General features: G+C 60.6%; 14 protein-coding genes. 9 read left to right on the top strand and 5 right to left on the bottom strand.

The window, feature by feature from the left end; translation table 11 throughout:
• The first annotated feature begins 26 nt into the window (after positions 1 to 26).
• A complete protein-coding gene (locus H097_RS22900; RefSeq protein ID WP_065942454.1) occupies positions 27 to 956 on the top strand; it encodes a zinc ABC transporter substrate-binding protein ZnuA in 930 nt (309 codons plus the stop codon).
• Between the two features lie 107 nt (positions 957 to 1063).
• Here the strand turns inward: H097_RS22900 and H097_RS22905 are convergent, their stop codons facing one another.
• Both H097_RS22905 and H097_RS22910 read right to left on the bottom strand, forming a co-directional pair.
• Positions 1064 to 2017 carry a homoserine kinase gene (locus H097_RS22905; RefSeq protein ID WP_032862648.1) on the bottom strand — a complete coding sequence of 318 codons (954 nt, stop codon included), beginning with the start codon at positions 2015 to 2017 and terminating at the stop codon, positions 1064 to 1066.
• A gap of 56 nt (positions 2018 to 2073) precedes the next feature.
• Positions 2074 to 2364 carry a DUF2782 domain-containing protein gene (locus tag H097_RS22910; RefSeq protein WP_017528747.1) on the bottom strand — a complete coding sequence of 97 codons (291 nt, stop codon included), beginning with the start codon at positions 2362 to 2364 and terminating at the stop codon, positions 2074 to 2076.
• 74 nt (positions 2365 to 2438) lie between these two features.
• Between H097_RS22910 and polA the strand changes: the two genes are divergently transcribed.
• Positions 2439 to 5240 carry a DNA polymerase I gene (gene polA, locus H097_RS22915; RefSeq protein ID WP_032862649.1) on the top strand — a complete coding sequence of 934 codons (2802 nt, stop codon included), beginning with the start codon at positions 2439 to 2441 and terminating at the stop codon, positions 5238 to 5240.
• A gap of 272 nt (positions 5241 to 5512) precedes the next feature.
• On the opposite strand, the gene yihA is transcribed toward polA, so the two are convergent.
• Positions 5513 to 6154, bottom strand: coding sequence for a ribosome biogenesis GTP-binding protein YihA/YsxC (gene yihA / locus H097_RS22920; RefSeq protein ID WP_032862650.1), 642 nt, complete (start codon positions 6152 to 6154; stop codon positions 5513 to 5515).
• A gap of 192 nt (positions 6155 to 6346) precedes the next feature.
• Here yihA and H097_RS22925 point away from each other — a divergent pair, with 192 nt between their 5' ends.
• The 6 genes from H097_RS22925 (at position 6347) to H097_RS22950 (ending at position 11936) form a co-directional block, all read left to right on the top strand.
• A complete protein-coding gene (locus tag H097_RS22925) occupies positions 6347 to 6637 on the top strand; it encodes a c-type cytochrome (protein WP_032862651.1) in 291 nt (96 codons plus the stop codon).
• A gap of 46 nt (positions 6638 to 6683) precedes the next feature.
• Positions 6684 to 7298, top strand: a complete 615-nt coding sequence (locus H097_RS22930; protein ID WP_032862652.1) for a c-type cytochrome — start codon at positions 6684 to 6686, stop codon at positions 7296 to 7298.
• A gap of 187 nt (positions 7299 to 7485) precedes the next feature.
• Positions 7486 to 8121, top strand: coding sequence for a thiol:disulfide interchange protein DsbA (dsbA, locus tag H097_RS22935; protein ID WP_032862653.1), 636 nt, complete (start codon positions 7486 to 7488; stop codon positions 8119 to 8121).
• A gap of 10 nt (positions 8122 to 8131) precedes the next feature.
• Positions 8132 to 9010, top strand: a complete 879-nt coding sequence (locus H097_RS22940) for an endonuclease/exonuclease/phosphatase family protein (protein ID WP_032862654.1) — start codon at positions 8132 to 8134, stop codon at positions 9008 to 9010.
• Positions 9007 to 11070: a diguanylate cyclase gene (locus tag H097_RS22945; RefSeq protein ID WP_032862655.1), complete on the top strand. Its 2064-nt coding sequence runs from the start codon at positions 9007 to 9009 to the stop codon at positions 11068 to 11070. The genes H097_RS22940 and H097_RS22945 overlap by 4 nt, the downstream gene beginning before the upstream one ends.
• A gap of 89 nt (positions 11071 to 11159) precedes the next feature.
• Positions 11160 to 11936, top strand: coding sequence for an N-acetylmuramoyl-L-alanine amidase (locus H097_RS22950; protein ID WP_032862656.1), 777 nt, complete (start codon positions 11160 to 11162; stop codon positions 11934 to 11936).
• A 64-nt stretch (positions 11937 to 12000) separates the two neighbouring features.
• On the opposite strand, the gene H097_RS22955 is transcribed toward H097_RS22950, so the two are convergent.
• Entirely contained in the window at positions 12001 to 13788 is a 1788-nt protein-coding gene (locus H097_RS22955) for a KinB sensor domain-containing domain (RefSeq protein ID WP_032862657.1), read from the bottom strand.
• 10 nt (positions 13789 to 13798) lie between these two features.
• The gene (algB, locus tag H097_RS22960) at positions 13799 to 15145 is read right to left on the bottom strand and encodes a sigma-54-dependent response regulator transcription factor AlgB (RefSeq protein WP_032862658.1); all 1347 of its coding nucleotides are present in this window, start codon (positions 15143 to 15145) and stop codon (positions 13799 to 13801) included.
• A 399-nt stretch (positions 15146 to 15544) separates the two neighbouring features.
• On the opposite strand from algB, the gene H097_RS22965 reads away from it, so the two are divergent.
• Positions 15545 to 15829 carry a hypothetical protein gene (locus H097_RS22965; RefSeq protein WP_032862659.1) on the top strand — a complete coding sequence of 95 codons (285 nt, stop codon included), beginning with the start codon at positions 15545 to 15547 and terminating at the stop codon, positions 15827 to 15829.
• The last annotated feature ends 4 nt before the right edge of the window (positions 15830 to 15833 follow it).

Here is a 15833-nt window from a genome sequence, read left to right on the forward strand (position 1 = left end):
TATGTTACCCGTTCCTGCCGCCTTGAGTGCTCATCGTGTCCCGACTTTTTCCCGTTTTTGTCGTATTTGTCACCAGTTTGTTCGTCATCGGTGCTGCTCAGGCTGAGGTTCGGGTGCTGACCAGCATCAAGCCATTGCAGTTGATTGCCGCCGCAGTGCAGGACGGCGTGGCGGTTCCAGAGGTTTTGCTGCCGCCGGGAGCGTCGCCGCATAACTATGCGCTGCGCCCTTCCGACGTACGGCGTGTGCAATCGGTGGAACTGCTGTATTGGATCGGCCCCGACATGGAAGGCTTTCTGCCACGCGTGCTCAAGGGCCGCCGCTTGCCGACCGTTGCGGTGCAGGAGCTGGCGGGTCTGAAATTGCGGCATTTCGCCGAAGATAACCACTCCCACGCCGAAGAAGCCGACGAGCATGATCACGATCATCGCCCGGGCAGCCTGGATGCTCACTTGTGGTTGTCGCCGGTCAATGCGCGGGTGATTGCGGCGAAAATGGCGGCGGACTTGAGCGCGGCCGATCCGGCCAACGCAGCGCGCTACCAGAGCAACCTGCAAGCCTTCGACGGTCGCCTGGATGCCTTGGATGTGCGTCTCAAGGCGCGCCTGGCGGGGATCGCCGGCAAGCCTTACTTCGTGTTCCACGAAGCCTTCGATTACTTTGAAGACACCTATGGCCTCAAGCACACCGGTGTATTCAGCGTGGCTGCCGAAGTGCAACCCGGCGCCCAGCATGTGGCGGCGATGCGCACGCGCCTGCAAGAAGTAGGCAAGACCTGTGTGTTCAGCGAGCCGCCATTGCGCCCACGCCTGGCCGAGACCCTGGTGGCGGGCCTGCCGGTGAAGCTGGCGGAGTTGGATGCGTTGGGCGGCTACACCCCGGCCACCGCTCAAGGCTATGAACAGTTGCTGGAGAAGCTGGGCAATGATTTGGCAGGGTGCCTGGAATCACTGTAGGCACACCGCAAAACCCATGTGGGAGCGGGCTTGCTCGCGAATGCGGTGTGTCAGCCAAGTAGCGGGTGACTGACACAATGCCATCGCGAGCAAGCCCGCTCCCACATTTAGAGGGCGAGTGGCAGCTGGATCGCAACCTGCTGGCGCTGCTCCAACCGCTGCTGGAGCTCCCGTGGATCGTGAATCAACACGTCCTGCCCGGCAAACGACTCTGCCGCAATCAGGCGTGACAGCCAGAACCGTACACACGCGACCCGCAACATCGTCGGCCACAGCTCGGCTTCCCTGGCGCTGAACGGTCGCAGTGCTGCATACGCCCCCAGCAGCGCGCGGGCGCGGTGGCCATCAATCATGCCGTCAGCGTCCGAGCACCAGTCATTCAGGGCAATCGCCACGTCGTACAGCATCGGCCCGGAACAGGCGTTGTAGAAGTCGATCAACCCGGTCAGGTGAGTACCTTCGAACATCGCGTTGTCACGAAACAGGTCGGCGTGGATGTTGGCGCGGGGCAGCGTGAGGATGTGTGCCTTGTGCTGCTGGATTTCATCCAGGGCCGCTTGCAACAGGTTCTGTTGCGCTGCGTCGAGGTGCGAGATCAGTTGCGCGCCTTCGTCGAGCATCCAGTCCAGCCCGCGATCGGTCTTGCGTTCCAGCACCTTGTCGCCCTGGGTGGCCAGGTGCAGGTGAGCGAGCAGTTCACCCACCTGCACGCAATGCTGGGCGTTGGCGTCCTGGATGTGCTTGCCCGCCAGGCGCGGTTGCAGCAGCGCCGGCTTGCCCGCCAATTCACGCAGGGCCACGCCGTCGGTGGTGCGCAGGGCGTAAGGCACGGGCAGGTCGGCGTCGTGGAGCACGTCCAGCAATTGGATGAAGAACGGCATTTCGTCCACGGGGCCGCGTTCAACCAGGGTCAGGACAAATTCGCCCTTTTCCAGACTGATAAAAAAATTGGTGTTTTCGCTACCCGCGGCAATCCCCTGGAAATCGAGCAGGCGGCCGAGCCCATAAGGGGCGAGAAAGGTTTCCAGCTCGGGCCGAGCCAGGGGGGTGAACACAGACATGGTTAAAACTGCCAGTACGGGCGCCGCGGGCCGCGGCGCCGATTAAAATTAAGAAATCATTTCCATTCGAAGATCTTCCATGACGGGATCAGCATATCCGGCTGGTCCGAGCGGATGAAGTTCGCATCGGTTCCGTCTGCGCGCACCAGGAAATACGGGGGCGCGCCTTTCGGGGTTACCTTGATTGCATACAGGAAGCCATTTTGGCGGTATTCCTGGATGGTCTTGTCGCCTTCCGTGCGAATGGTGACTTCCGGATCCCCCGAGGGAGCGTCGTCTGCCGCCATGGCAGCCATCGGAGCGAGTGCAATCAAGCCGGTCAACAGCAGGCGATTGAATGTACGCATGATAACCTTGTCCCTTTGTTGTCATTGGTCCGGCTATTCTAGCGCCTGACCCGCCGAAAAGGTTGATCCTGCTCATGAGCCAAGCCCCCCTCGTCCTGGTGGACGGTTCTTCATATCTGTACCGCGCCTTCCACGCGCTGCCGCCGCTGACCACGTCCAAAGGCCTGCCCACCGGTGCGGTCAAGGGCGTGTTGAACATGCTCAAAAGCCTGCGCAAGCAGTACCCGGGCAGCCCGTTCGCAGTGGTGTTCGACGCCAAGGGCGGGACATTTCGCGATGACATGTACGCCGAATACAAGGCCAATCGCCCGAGCATGCCCGATGACATGCGCGTGCAGATCGAGCCGCTGCACCAGAGCGTGATTGCCCTGGGCTTCCCGCTGCTGTGCGTCGAAGGCGTTGAAGCGGATGACGTGATCGGCACCCTGGCCCGCAGCAGCGCAGCCGCTGACCGCCCGGTGGTGATATCTACCGGCGACAAGGACATGGCGCAACTGGTCGACGGGCACATTACCTTGGTCAACACCATGACCGGTAGTGCGATGGACATCGACGGCGTTAAGGAGAAATTCGGCGTCGCTCCCGAGCAGATCATCGATTATCTGGCGCTGATGGGCGATTCCTCCGACAACATCCCGGGGGTTCCGGGGATTGGTCCTAAGACCGCATCGGGCCTGTTGGTCGGTGTGAACGGCGGCCTGAAAGAACTTTACGAGCAGCTCGATATTGTCCCGACCTTGCCGATCCGTGGGGCCAAGACCCTGCCGGCCAAGCTCGAAGAGCATAAAGAGATGGCGTTCCTGTCCTACCAGTTGGCGACCATCAAGGTCGACGTGCCACTGGATGTCGGCCTGGAAGACTTGCACCTGATCGAGCCGGATCGCGAGAAGCTGCTGGAGCTGTACACCCTGCTGGAATTCAAGAGCTGGATCGATGAGATTCAGCGCGATGCCAAGCGGGTCGAACTCAAAGCCGCTGCCGACGCCGCGCCGGTGCAGTCCTCGGCTGAGCCTGAGGCCGCAGAGACGCAGGCCCCGGTCGAAGCGCAGTACGAAACCATCCTCGACCAGGCCCGCTTTGACGTCTGGCTGAAAAAGCTCAATGACGCGAAGCTGTTTGCCTTCGATACCGAAACCACTGGCGTCGATGCCCAGCAGGCGCAACTGGTAGGGGTTTCGTTCGCCGTGCAGGCCAATGAAGCGGCCTACATCCCGCTGACCCACTCCTACATCGGCGTACCCGAGCAACTGGACCGCGATACGGTACTGCTGGCCTTGAAGCCGCTGCTGGAAGACCCGCAAAAGCTCAAGGTGGGCCAGCACGCCAAGTTCGACATGAATATCCTGGCCAATTGCGCCATCGGCGGCGACCCGGCGCATGGCATCACCGTACGTGGCATCGCCTTCGACACCATGCTCGAATCCTACGTGCTGAACTCCACCGCGACCCGCCACGACATGGACAGCCTGGCCAAGAAGTACCTGGAGCATGACACCGTCAGCTTCCAGGACATTGCCGGCAAAGGCGCCAAGCAGCTGACCTTTGACCAAATTCCCCTGGAGCAGGCAGGCCCCTACGCTGCCGAAGATGCCGATGTGACCCTGCGCCTGCACTTGGCATTGCACGCACAACTTGCGGCGCTGCCGAGCCTGGCCAGTGTACTGACGGATATCGAGATGCCGTTGGTGCCGGTGCTGGCGCGGATCGAGCGCCAGGGTGCCCTGGTGGATGCCGCGCTGCTGGGCGTGCAAAGCATCGAGCTGGGCAACAAGATGGTGGAACTGGAGCGCCAGGCATACGAGATCGCCGGCGAGGAGTTCAACCTCGGTTCACCCAAGCAGTTGGGGGCGATCCTCTACGAAAAGCTCGGGCTGCCGGTGTTGAAGAAAACCGGTAAGGGGCAGGCCTCGACCGCCGAGGAAGTATTGGCCAAGTTGGCTGAAGATGACTTCCCGCTGCCTAAGGTACTGATGCAGTACCGCAGCATGAGCAAGCTCAAAAGCACCTACACCGACCGCTTGCCTGAGCAGATCAACCCACGTACCGGGCGCATCCACACCTCTTACCACCAGGCCGTGGCGGCCACCGGGCGTTTGTCGTCCAGTGATCCGAACTTGCAGAACATCCCGGTGCGCACCGCCGAAGGCCGGCGGATCCGCCAGGCATTCGTCGCGCCCAAGGGCTACAAGCTACTGGCGGCGGACTATTCGCAGATCGAACTGCGGATCATGGCGCACTTGTCCAAGGACGAGGGCTTGCTGAACGCGTTCCGCGACAACCTGGATGTGCACACGGCTACGGCGGCCGAAGTGTTCAAGGTCGAGTTGGGTGAGGTCACGTCCGACCAGCGCCGCAGCGCCAAGGCGATCAACTTCGGCCTGATCTACGGCATGGGCGCGCAGAAACTGGGCAAGGATATCGGCGTCGATACCAAGACGGCCAAGGCCTATATCGATGTGTACTTCGCCCGCTACCCGGGGGTGCGTGAGTACATGGAGCGCACCCGCGCCCAGGCTTCCGACCAGGGCTATGTAGAAACCCTGTTCGGGCGCCGCCTGTACCTGCCGGACATCCACTCCAACAAGCCGCAGGAGCGCGCAGGCGCAGAACGTACCGCGATCAACGCGCCGATGCAGGGCACTGCCGCCGATATCATCAAGAAGGCGATGGTCAAGGTCGACAACTGGCTGACGGAGTCGGGGCTGGATGCCAAGGTCATCCTGCAGGTGCACGATGAATTGGTGGTCGAGGTCCGTGAAGACCTGGTGGCTGAGGTCAGCGAGAAGATTCGTGAGCACATGAGCAGTGCTGCGAAGCTGGATGTGCCGCTGTTGGTTGAGGTCGGGGTGGGTGATAACTGGGACGAAGCGCACTGATCATCTGGCATTGCTGCGGCATGAGGTCGCAGCAATGCCTATAGATCGGAAACGGCTGAAGGTTATTTCCAATAGTTTTTCCGTGGCGCCGGAACTTAACCCATGAAACGTCACTCAGAGTTACTGAATGGGTGGTGAAGCCCTTCAATGCTCCTATGTTGTGTTAAGTGTTGGCAGATATCTGGACCCCGCCCTAGCGGTCCGGAGTACTTAGATCCCGAACTTCCCCTCCCCATACGAAGTTCGGGATTTTTTTTGCCCGCAACAAAGTGTCACTCAGCGATTTCTGCACCTTTGTCCGCCAGCTCCATCCAGCCTGCCAGCACGGTATAGGCGTCTTCCAGGCCCATGCGCTTGGGCGCCGAGAACAGCTGGATCGTGATCGCGTCACCCCAACCTTTGCGGATTTCGGCCTGCACTTTGAGCAACGTGTTCTTGGCGGCGCCGTAGGTCAGCTTGTCGGCCTTGGTCAGCAAAATGTGCATCGGCATGCCGCTGGCGACGGCCCAATCGAGCATCAGCAGGTCGAAATCGGTCATTGGATGACGGATGTCCATCATCAGGATCAACCCTTTCAAACTCTCGCGACCACCCAGGTAGGCTTCCAGGTGACGCTGCCAGTGCAGCTTCAATGGGATAGGTACTTTTGCGTAACCGTAGCCCGGCAGGTCGACCAGACGCCGATCATCGTCTAGCTTGAAGAAGTTGAGGAGCTGTGTGCGGCCCGGGGTTTTCGAGGTGCGAGCCAGGCTGGCATGGGTCAGGGTGTTGAGCGCGCTGGATTTGCCGGCGTTGGAGCGCCCGGCGAAGGCCACTTCAAAGCCTTCGTCGTCGGGGCATTGGTCGACTTTGGCGGCGCTGAGCATGAAGGTGGACTGTTGGCACAGACCGAGGATGGGGTTCTTGAGTTGCATGGGATTTCCGATGTGGGCGGTGCCGGGAATGGGTGCGGCAAGTAGTGTCGTTCCCGTTTCAGTAGCGCCAGTATATAATGCCGCAGATTTTGTGTGTGCTTTGTCCCAGCGAAGGATGAAGTTCACGGGAGCGATAGACCTTTATTGCGCATTAGAACGCAAAACGCTTCCAAACCCTGAAAAGGTCGACGTATGACCAGGTGGCTGCTAGCTGTCGGTGTCCTGATACCACTTTACAGTGCTCAGGCTACACAGGATCCGGAAGCTGTGTACAACCGCGTTTGTGCGGCTTGCCATGCCGGACAGTTGCCAACGGCCCCCAAGCGGGGTGACCAGGCAGCCTGGGCGCCGAGACTGGCGCAAGGCATGGAGACGCTGGTGCAGCACGTGACCGAGGGTTTCAAGGCGATGCCGCCGCGTGGTTTGTGCATGGAATGCCGTGCCGAGGATTACCAGGCCATCATTCTTTTGATGAGCGAGTAGACCCGGTCCATAACTCTATAACCTTTAGCCGTAATTGGATTAGCTGATGAACAAATTGATCGTGAGTCTGCTGTTGACCTTGGGCATCACTGGTGTTGCCCATGCTGCAGGTGACGCTACTGCTGGCCAGACAAAGGCCGCCGTATGTGGTGCCTGCCATGGACCGGATGGCAACAGCCCGGCGCCCAACTTTCCAAAACTGGCGGGCCAGGGTGAACGTTACCTGACCAAGCAGATGCACGACATCAAGGACGGCAAGCGCACGGTTCTGGAAATGACCGGCTTGCTGACCAATCTCAGTGATCAGGACCTGGCGGATATCGCGGCGTATTACGCCAGCCAGGCCGGCAGTGTCGGTGCGGCGGATCCAAAAATCGTTGCCCGTGGTGAAGCACTGTTCCGTGGCGGCAACCTCGAAAAAGGCCTGCCAGCCTGTACCGGTTGCCATTCCCCGGATGGTTCGGGTAACGCGGCTGCCGGTTTCCCGCACCTGGGTGGCCAGCACGCCCAGTACATCGCCAAGCAACTGACTGATTTCCGCAAGGAAGAGGCCGGTCGTGCCAACGATGGCGATGCCATGACCATGCGTACCATCGCCCGTAAGCTGAGCGACGAAGACATTGCGGCGGTGTCCAGCTACATCCAGGGCCTGCATAAGTAAGGCGCGGATGACCTGACGTTGCCCGCGCAACGTTAACGCTCGATTAATCCGTCGATGCAAGCATAAAAAGGGTGGCTCAGGCCGCCCTTTTTTGTGGCCGCTACCGTTACACTAACGAACTCATGCCCGTGTAGACCTGTCATAAAAAAGGTCGCGCGAGGCGACTTTATTTGTCCAGGAGTAAAGCATGCGTAATCTGATCCTCAGCGCCGCTCTCGTCACTGCCAGCCTGTTCGGCATGACCGCACAAGCCGCCGACGTGCCGCTTGAAGCGGGTAAGACCTATGTTGAATTGGCCAATCCTGTGCCGGTTTCCGTGCCAGGCAAGATCGAAGTCGTAGAGCTGTTCTGGTATGGCTGCCCGCATTGCTATTCCTTTGAGCCAACCATCAATCCTTGGGCCGAGAAGCTGCCGTCGGATGTGAACTTCAAGCGTATCCCTGCCATGTTCGGCGGTCCTTGGGATGCCCACGGCCAGATGTTCCTGACCCTGGAAGCCATGGGCGTGGAGCATAAGGTCCACAACGCAGTGTTCGAAGCGATCCAGAAACAAGGCAAGCGCCTGACCAAGCCTGACGAAATGGCCGATTTCCTCGCCACCCAAGGCGTGGACAAGGACAAGTTCCTCGCCACTTTCAACTCCTTTGCCATCCAGGGCCAAATCAAGCAGGCCAAGGAACTCGCGCAAAAATATGGCGTGCAAGGCGTTCCAACCCTGATCGTCAACGGCAAATACCGCTTTGACCTGGGCTCCACCGGCGGTCCAGAAGCGACCCTGAACGTTGCCGACCAGTTGATCGCCAAAGAGCGCGCAGCCAAGTAAGGGGCTCGCCATGCGTCGCTGGGGTACCGAACGCGTCGTTGGCCGGCATGATCCGCAGGTCAACGAACATCACCTCGCGTCCACCGGCCTGCCGGCGGACAGCCGGCTGCGCTTGCTGAGCTTCAATATCCAGGTTGGCATCAGTACCGAGAAATACCGTCATTACCTGACCCGTGGCTGGCAGCATTTGCTGCCCCACAATGGTCGGGCCGGCAATCTGCAAAAGATTGGCGACCTGCTGGGTGACTTCGATCTGGTGGCCCTGCAGGAAGCCGATGGTGGCAGCCTGCGTTCGGGCTACGTCAATCAGGTCGAGCATCTGGCTCAACTGGGTGCTTTTCCCTACTGGTACCAGCAACTCAATCGCAACCTCGGGCGACTGGGCCAGCACAGCAATGGGGTGCTCAGCCGCCTCAAGCCCTGGGTGATCGAAGACCATCCCCTGCCGGGCCCGAAAGGGCGCGGGGCGATCCTTGTGCGTTTCGGCGAGGGCCCCGAGGCGCTGGTAGTGGTCATGATGCACCTGGCGCTGGGCGCACGTACCCGGACCCTGCAACTGGCCTACATCCGTGAGCTGATTGGCGGATACAAGCACCAGGTGCTGATGGGGGACATGAACACCCATGCCAGCGACCTGCTGCAAAATTCTCCGTTGCGCGATTTGGGGCTGCTGGCGCCGCAGGTCGAAGCCACTTTCCCCAGTTGGCGCCCGCAACGCTGTCTAGATCACATTTTGTTAAGCCCGACCCTGACGCTGGAACGCGTGCAGGTGCTGGCGCAACCCATTTCCGATCACCTGCCGGTCGCGGTAGAGATTCGTCTGCCGGGTTCGCTCACGGCTGATGCATTACCCGCGCTGAGCCCCGGCCTTCGCGGACCCCTTGCATGAGCGACGACGCCCAGCGCTGGAAAGAAAAATACCTGTTAAGCATCGAGCAACAAGAAAAGCTCGAACGCCGTTGGGCTGCGCGCCTCGACTTGCTGCGCCGTGGGCTGGTGCGCAGCACGCTGGCGGCCGAGGGCACGGACCGGGCCGTCGACCAGTGCATGAAAGAGATGCGCGATGTGGTGCGCACCGATGACATGGACGCTGCGCTCGCTGCGTTGTTGCCGCGCCTGGAAAAGGCCGTGCTGGACTCCGAGCAGCGCCGTGAGACACGGGTTGATCAAATCAGTACCGCGCTGATCGCGCTGGTCGCGCAATTGCAGGCGCTGCCGTTGCCCCGGGAAGTCAGCCGCCCGCTGAAGAACTTTGCCAAGCAGTTGGACAGCCGCGTCGGCCAGGCACGGGAGATTCCCCTGCTGCTCAGTGAGTTGAGCAGCCTTCAAGGGCAGGCCCTGAGCAATCTTGAGTCCGATGATGAGCCTGCTCGCCCGGGTCTGTTGCAGCGTCTGTTTGGCGGCAAGGAGCCGGATGCAGAAGTCGCGACGGTTGAACCCCGCGTTTCTCCGCCCTCGCGGCCAACCCCGGCGGTTGCCGCAAGTCCGGTTGCCCAGGTGGTTGAGGATGCTCCCGAGCTGGCCCAGGCCCTGCGAGCCTTTGCGCCACCAGCCCAGGCCTCGCAGCCGGCAGTGCTTGAGGCGGCACCTGCGTCTATTGCCATTGCGCCCCGGGTCGTCGATGTCGATGAGCGTGTGGTACCGCTGCCTCAGGTTTACGCTCCCCGCTTATCGCCGGTCGAAATGCCTGCTGTCGCGGCCCAGGCCCCGGAACCGTCTCGGCCTGTGGAGGTGAGTGTTACGCCGCCACCTGAAGGTGCGGCCGCTGCGGCGGTAGTTGCCCCCCAGGCTCCGCCGCAACCGACTGCGATCGGCAGTCTGTCGTTGCCGCCGGTGCTGGATGACGAGCCGGCTGAAGTCGATCCCGAGGCGCTGTACGCCTTGCCCGACTCGCCTGAGCCGTCCTACAGCTCCGTAGCCAAACATATCGAAGACACTCTGCTCGGCCTGCTGGGCGACCTCGACCTACCCGAGCATCACCGGCCCCAGGCGCAAGCCATGCGCGAACGCCTGGCCCACGGGCTGAACTGGTACGAGTTGCTGCCGATCCTCGATGACCTGGCGGTATTGATGCTGGCCATCACCGACAGTGGCCAGCATGAGTTTGAAGCCTACTTAAAGCGCCTAAACGAGCGGCTGGAAGCCTTCCAGAGCAATTTGCAGGCGGCCAGCGACGGGCACGCCGACAGCCGCAGCGCCGCGCGCGAGATGGATACGCAAATCCGTGAGCAGATGGATGGCTTGCAAAGCAGTGTCCAGGAAGCGGCCGATCTTGATGACCTCAAGCAAGTGCTGGAAAGCCATCTTGAGGGGCTGCTGGGCGCCATGGACGAGCATCAAAAGCAGCGTGACCAGCGCGAACATGAAGTGGCCGAGCGGTTGCAGGGGTTGGCCGAACGGGTGGCGAGCATGGAGCAGGAGGCCCAGGGCTATCGCGATCACCTTGAGGTCCAGCGCCAGAAAGCGCTGATCGACCCGCTCACCGGCCTGCCCAATCGTGCGGCCTGGAGTGAACGCCTGGAATACGAGGTCAATGCGTGGCATCAACAGGGCAACAACCTGTCACTGGCGATGCTGGACCTGGATCACTTCAAGCGCATCAACGACGGCTACGGCCATCTGGCGGGCGACAAGGTGCTGAAGATCATCGCCAATGTGTTGAGCAAGCGCTTGCGAGCGACAGATTTCATCGCGCGGTTTGGCGGTGAGGAGTTTGTCCTGCTGATGCCGGATTCGGCGTTGGGCGATGCGCTGGAGCTCGGCGAGCGCCTGCGGGCGGCCATTGAGGCGTGTCCGTTTCACTTCAAGGGCGAACGGGTGACCATCACCATGTCCATTGGCATGGCGCAGTTTCAGCCCGGCGAGCGCAGCGACCTGGCCCTCAAGCGCGCGGACGAAGCCTTGTACCGGGCCAAGGCGGCGGGGCGCAATCAGGTGCAGGCGGCCTGAAAAGTTGTTCCATTTTGTAAGCCGGCCGCTGATCGGCAAACGATACGTTACACTGTTGCATTATCGTCTTTAGCGTACCGTCTGTTGCCATGAAATTTCTCGTTGCTGCTCTTCTGTTCCTCACACTCGCTGGCTGTGCAAGTGGCCCGCGGCTGAATACCAGCCACCCGTCGGTGAACTTCGATAATCGTATCCAGTTCGTCGTCCTGCACTACACCGCTACCAGCCTTGAAGGTTCGCTGGCGCTATTGACCAAAGGCCAGGTCAGCAGCCACTACCTGATTGGCGATGATGCACGCGCGACCATCTATAAGCTGGTGGATGAAGACAAGCGCTCCTGGCATGCCGGAGAAAGTGAGTGGATGGGGCGTACCTGGCTCAACTCCAGCTCCATCGGCATCGAGATCGTCAACCCGGGCTACCGTGATACACCCACCGGGCGTGTCTGGTATCCGTACTCCGAAGCGCAAGTCCAGTCCCTGGTGACCTTGCTCAAGGACATCAGCCAGCGCAACCGGATCAACCCGAAGTTCATTATCGGTCATAGCGATATCGCCCCCGGTCGCAAACTTGATCCGGGCCCGCTGTTCCCGTGGAAGCGCCTGGCGGATGAAGGCCTGGGGATCTGGCCCGAGGCTCAGGCGGTCGCGCGGTATCAGGCGCAGTACGCTGCACAGCTACCGAGCATCACCTGGTTCCAGGAAGAGTTGGCACGCTTGGGTTACTCAACGCCGCAGACCGGCGAGCTGGATGTGGCAACGCGGCGTGTGCTGGCGGCCTTCCAGATGCGCTTCCGGCCGGCGTTGTTTGATGGCACGCCGGATGCGCAAAGCGCAGCGATCCTGAGGGTATTGAACCACCGCTAAGGTATTTAAGAGCGGCGAGCAATGCATGTGGGAGCTGCCCTTGAGTGGCGTGCCTGACTGATAGTTACAGCGGCAACGCCATATAGAACTGCGTGCCCTGCCCTGGCCGGGAATAGACCCCCATGCGGCCGCCGTGCAGCTGCACGATCTCCTTGCACAGCGCCAGCCCCAGGCCGGCGCCACCTTTCTTGCGGCCTACCTGGACAAAAGGTTCGAAAATCCTGCCCTGCTGGCCGTAGGCGATGCCTTCGCCGTTGTCCTCGACACTGATGATCAGCCGTTCGCCATGGCGACGCGCTTGCAGGCGAATCTGCCCGCCGTCACTGGTGTGGCGCAGAGCATTGCCGAGTAGATTGTCGAGCACCCGCTCCAATTGCGCCTGGTCGGCATGCAGCCTGGGCAGTTGCGCCTGCGCTTCTACCACCAGCTCGATGTTTTGCGCATTCGCCAGCTCGGCAAAGCGCGTGCGGGCCTGTTCAAGCAGCTCGTTGATGTCGCAAGGCGCCAGAGTGAGTTTTTGTAGGCCGTTCTGGTAGCGGGAAAAGTTCAGCAAGTCATTGATCAGTTGCATCAAGCGCTGCATTTCTTCGTTGACCGTATTCAACAGGTCGGCTTCGCGGGACTCAGGGGGGAATTTCGCCCGTTCCTGGAACAGGCCGAATGCCATATGCATGCCCGTGACTGGCGTACGCAGTTCGTGGGAGGCACGCAACACGAATTCACTGCGCACTCGCTCGAAGGCCCGTTGCTCGGTCACGTCATGCAACACCATCACCGCGCCGAGGATGTGCCCCTCGTGGTGGCTGACGGGCGTCATGCTGTAGGTCAGCAAGCGTGATTCGCCCTCGACCTCCACTTCAAGGTCGTCGGGTGCGCGTTCCAGGTTGCCGCCGCGCAGCACCAGATGCAGTTGCTCATCCAGTTCCGGGCGTTGCAGCGCTTCGCCCAGGCCCTCGCCCAGGCGGCTTTCGTCCCAGCCTAATTGGCGCTGGGCGACCGGGTTGAGGTGTTCCAGGCGGCCTTGGCGGTCGATCATCAGCAGGCCGTCGTCGATACTGTCGAGCACTGCCTGCAAGCGCTGCTGGCCGGCGAGCAATTCGTCGACATTCGTGGCCTGATGCTGGCGCAACGCTTCAGCCATGATGCCAAAACGTTTGGTCAACTGGTTCATTTCGGCTGCCGAAGAAATCGGCAAGGTGACATCAAAATTGCCCTGGCCGATTTTATCGGCCGCCTTGGCCAGGGCTTCGATCGGCCCGCCAAAGCGCCGGGCGATGCCGTGGGCGGTGATGAAACCGATGATCAGCACCGCCAGGCCCACCAACCCCAGCAGCCCGGCAATCCACAGCGCGCGTTCGCGCGACAGGCGTTCGGTCTCGTTGATGTTTTCCAGCGCGTTTTTGTGTTCGCTGATCAGCCCGTTGCGCAATACATTGAAACTGGTGGTCAGTTTTTGGTTATTGCGCAGGGAAGGCGGCGTATTTTCATTTTCCTCGAACGCGTCCAAAAACGTCAGGTAGTCGGCCTTGGCCTGAGTGAAGCCTGCGACCCTGGCGACACTCATTTCATGGGCGATGCCTTCGTCCAACAACTTGAAATACTGTTGGCGCGACGTATTCAGGGCGGCCGGGTCCGGCCGGTCGTTGAGCATCAAGATCAACTGGTCGCCCAGGGTCTGGCGTAGCTTGAGCCCCAGATCCAGGGTAATGAAGTTGCTGCGGATCAGGGATTCCTGAGCCTTGGCCATTTGCATGACACTCACCAGCCCCAGCAGCAGCCCAAGCAGGGCCACGGTGATCAGCGCAGAAATGCTCAGGAATAGCCGCGTGCGCAGTTTCATCGCCAGCTTCATAAGGTGCAGCTCACAGGTTGTATTGCTTGCGTTTGCGATACAGCGTCGAGGCATCGATGCCCAGGGTCTTGGCCGCCTGGTCCAGGGTATCGCTGGTGGCCAGCACGGCGCCGATATGGGCTTTTTCCAGTTCGTCCAGGCTCAACGCCGCGCCGATACGCGGTGAGTTGTTGGTCGGTTGCTCGGCCATCCCCAAATGGCTGATTTCGACCTTCTCCTGGGCACAGATGATGCTGGCGCGTTCCACGACGTTGCGCAGTTCACGGATATTGCCCGGCCAGCGGTAGTTGAGCAGTGCTTCACGGGCCTCATCGCTGAAGCCGCGGGCTGGCCGCGCGTACTCTTTGACGAAGCGCGCCAGGAAACGGTCAGCGAGGGCGAGGATATCCTCGCTGCGTTCGCGCAGGGGCGGCAGGTGCAAGGTGATGACGTTCAAGCGATACAGCAAGTCTTCGCGAAAACGGCCGTCGCGCACCATGTCTTCCAGGTTCAGGTTGGTCGCCGCCAGGATGCGTACATCGGCGCGGCGGGTGACTGGGTCGCCGACCCGTTCATATTCCTTGTCCTGGATAAAGCGCAACAACTTGGGTTGCAATGTCAGGGGGAAATCGCCGATCTCGTCTAGAAACAGGGTGCCGCCGTCCGCCTGGTTGACCCGGCCGAGGGTGCTTTCGCTGGCGCCGGTAAAGGCGCCGCGACTATGGCCGAACAGCTCGCTTTCCATCAGCTCTGCGGTCAAGGACGGGCAGTTGATGGTGACGCAGGATTTCTTCGCCCTTTTACTCCAGCCATGAATCGCCCGGGCCAGTTCACCTTTACCGGTGCCGGACTCGCCCAGAATCAGGATATTGGCATCGGTGCCGGCCACTTGGCGGGCGGTCTCCAGCACCACCATCATCGAGGGGCTATGGGAGTCGAGGCCATCCTTGGGCTGGCGTACTTCACCTTCCAGCGCTTCCAGGCGTGCTGACAACTGGCGCACTTCCAGCTGCTTGGCGGTGGCCAGGCGCAATTGGTCCGGGCTGCAGGGCTTGACCAGGTAATCGGCCGCGCCAGCCTGGATCGCATCCACTGCCGTATCGACGGCCGAGTGCGCGGTGACAATCACCACGCGCATCCAGGGGGCCTGGATACGCATTTGTGCCAGCACATCCAGGCCGTTGTCTTCGCCCAGGCGCAGGTCCAAAAAGCACAGGTCGAACACCTGGCGTTGCAACAGGGCATCGGCCTGGGCCGCGCTGTTGGCAGTGGCTACGGTATAGCCTTCATCTTCCAGGCAGTAGCGGAAGGTGCGAAGGATTGCGGACTCGTCGTCCACTAAAAGAATGCGGCCTTGAAGCTCCTTGGCTGATTCCATCTGTCCCGCGCTCCTTAACATACGAATGAGTGATCTTGTTTAGTCCCAGAATAATCGGGCAAGTTGCATGGTTTATTCTGATTGATTCAAAGCCTTATCGCGCAGCTATCTGAGACCCTTCCTACTTATAGCCACGGGCAGCGCGTTTTTGACCCTTCTTGATGCTTCGGCAGTCCTGCCGGCCCTTTTGATCCCTTGATCCGACCACTGACCATCGTGCATTTCGCACGGTGAGGATAGGCGCATCGTGCAGGATGCTGTTAGGAAGAAACCAGGCGATCTTGTAACCTACTGATTTTATTGGTTTTTAATCGTCATAAAAACTGGCATGCACTCTGCAATACCTCTCCTACAAGCGTGATCAACGAACAAGACAACATGATGCGGGAGAGATTCAGGATGACTCGCCAAAGCCTCAAGCCATTGCGTGTATCGCCACTGCGCCTTCAACAGGGGCTGTTTGCCAGCCTCGCCTTGATGGTGACCTTGATCGGTGCTCAGCAGCTGCAGCATTGGCAGCAGAGCCCGCAGTCCGCCCCGCAGTTCGAGCGCACACCCATCACACAGACTCATTTTCGTTCGGTTGGCAGCAGCCCCGCCGACGTGACAGCCCCGCGCATGATGGCGGTTGAACAGGACATCGCCCTGTACGACGAGCCTGTCCAGGAACGCTGGGTGTTCTAGGCAT

Source organism: Pseudomonas sp. FH4 (genome assembly GCF_000510915.2).
GTDB classification, from domain to species: Bacteria; Pseudomonadota; Gammaproteobacteria; order Pseudomonadales; family Pseudomonadaceae; genus Aquipseudomonas; species Aquipseudomonas brenneri.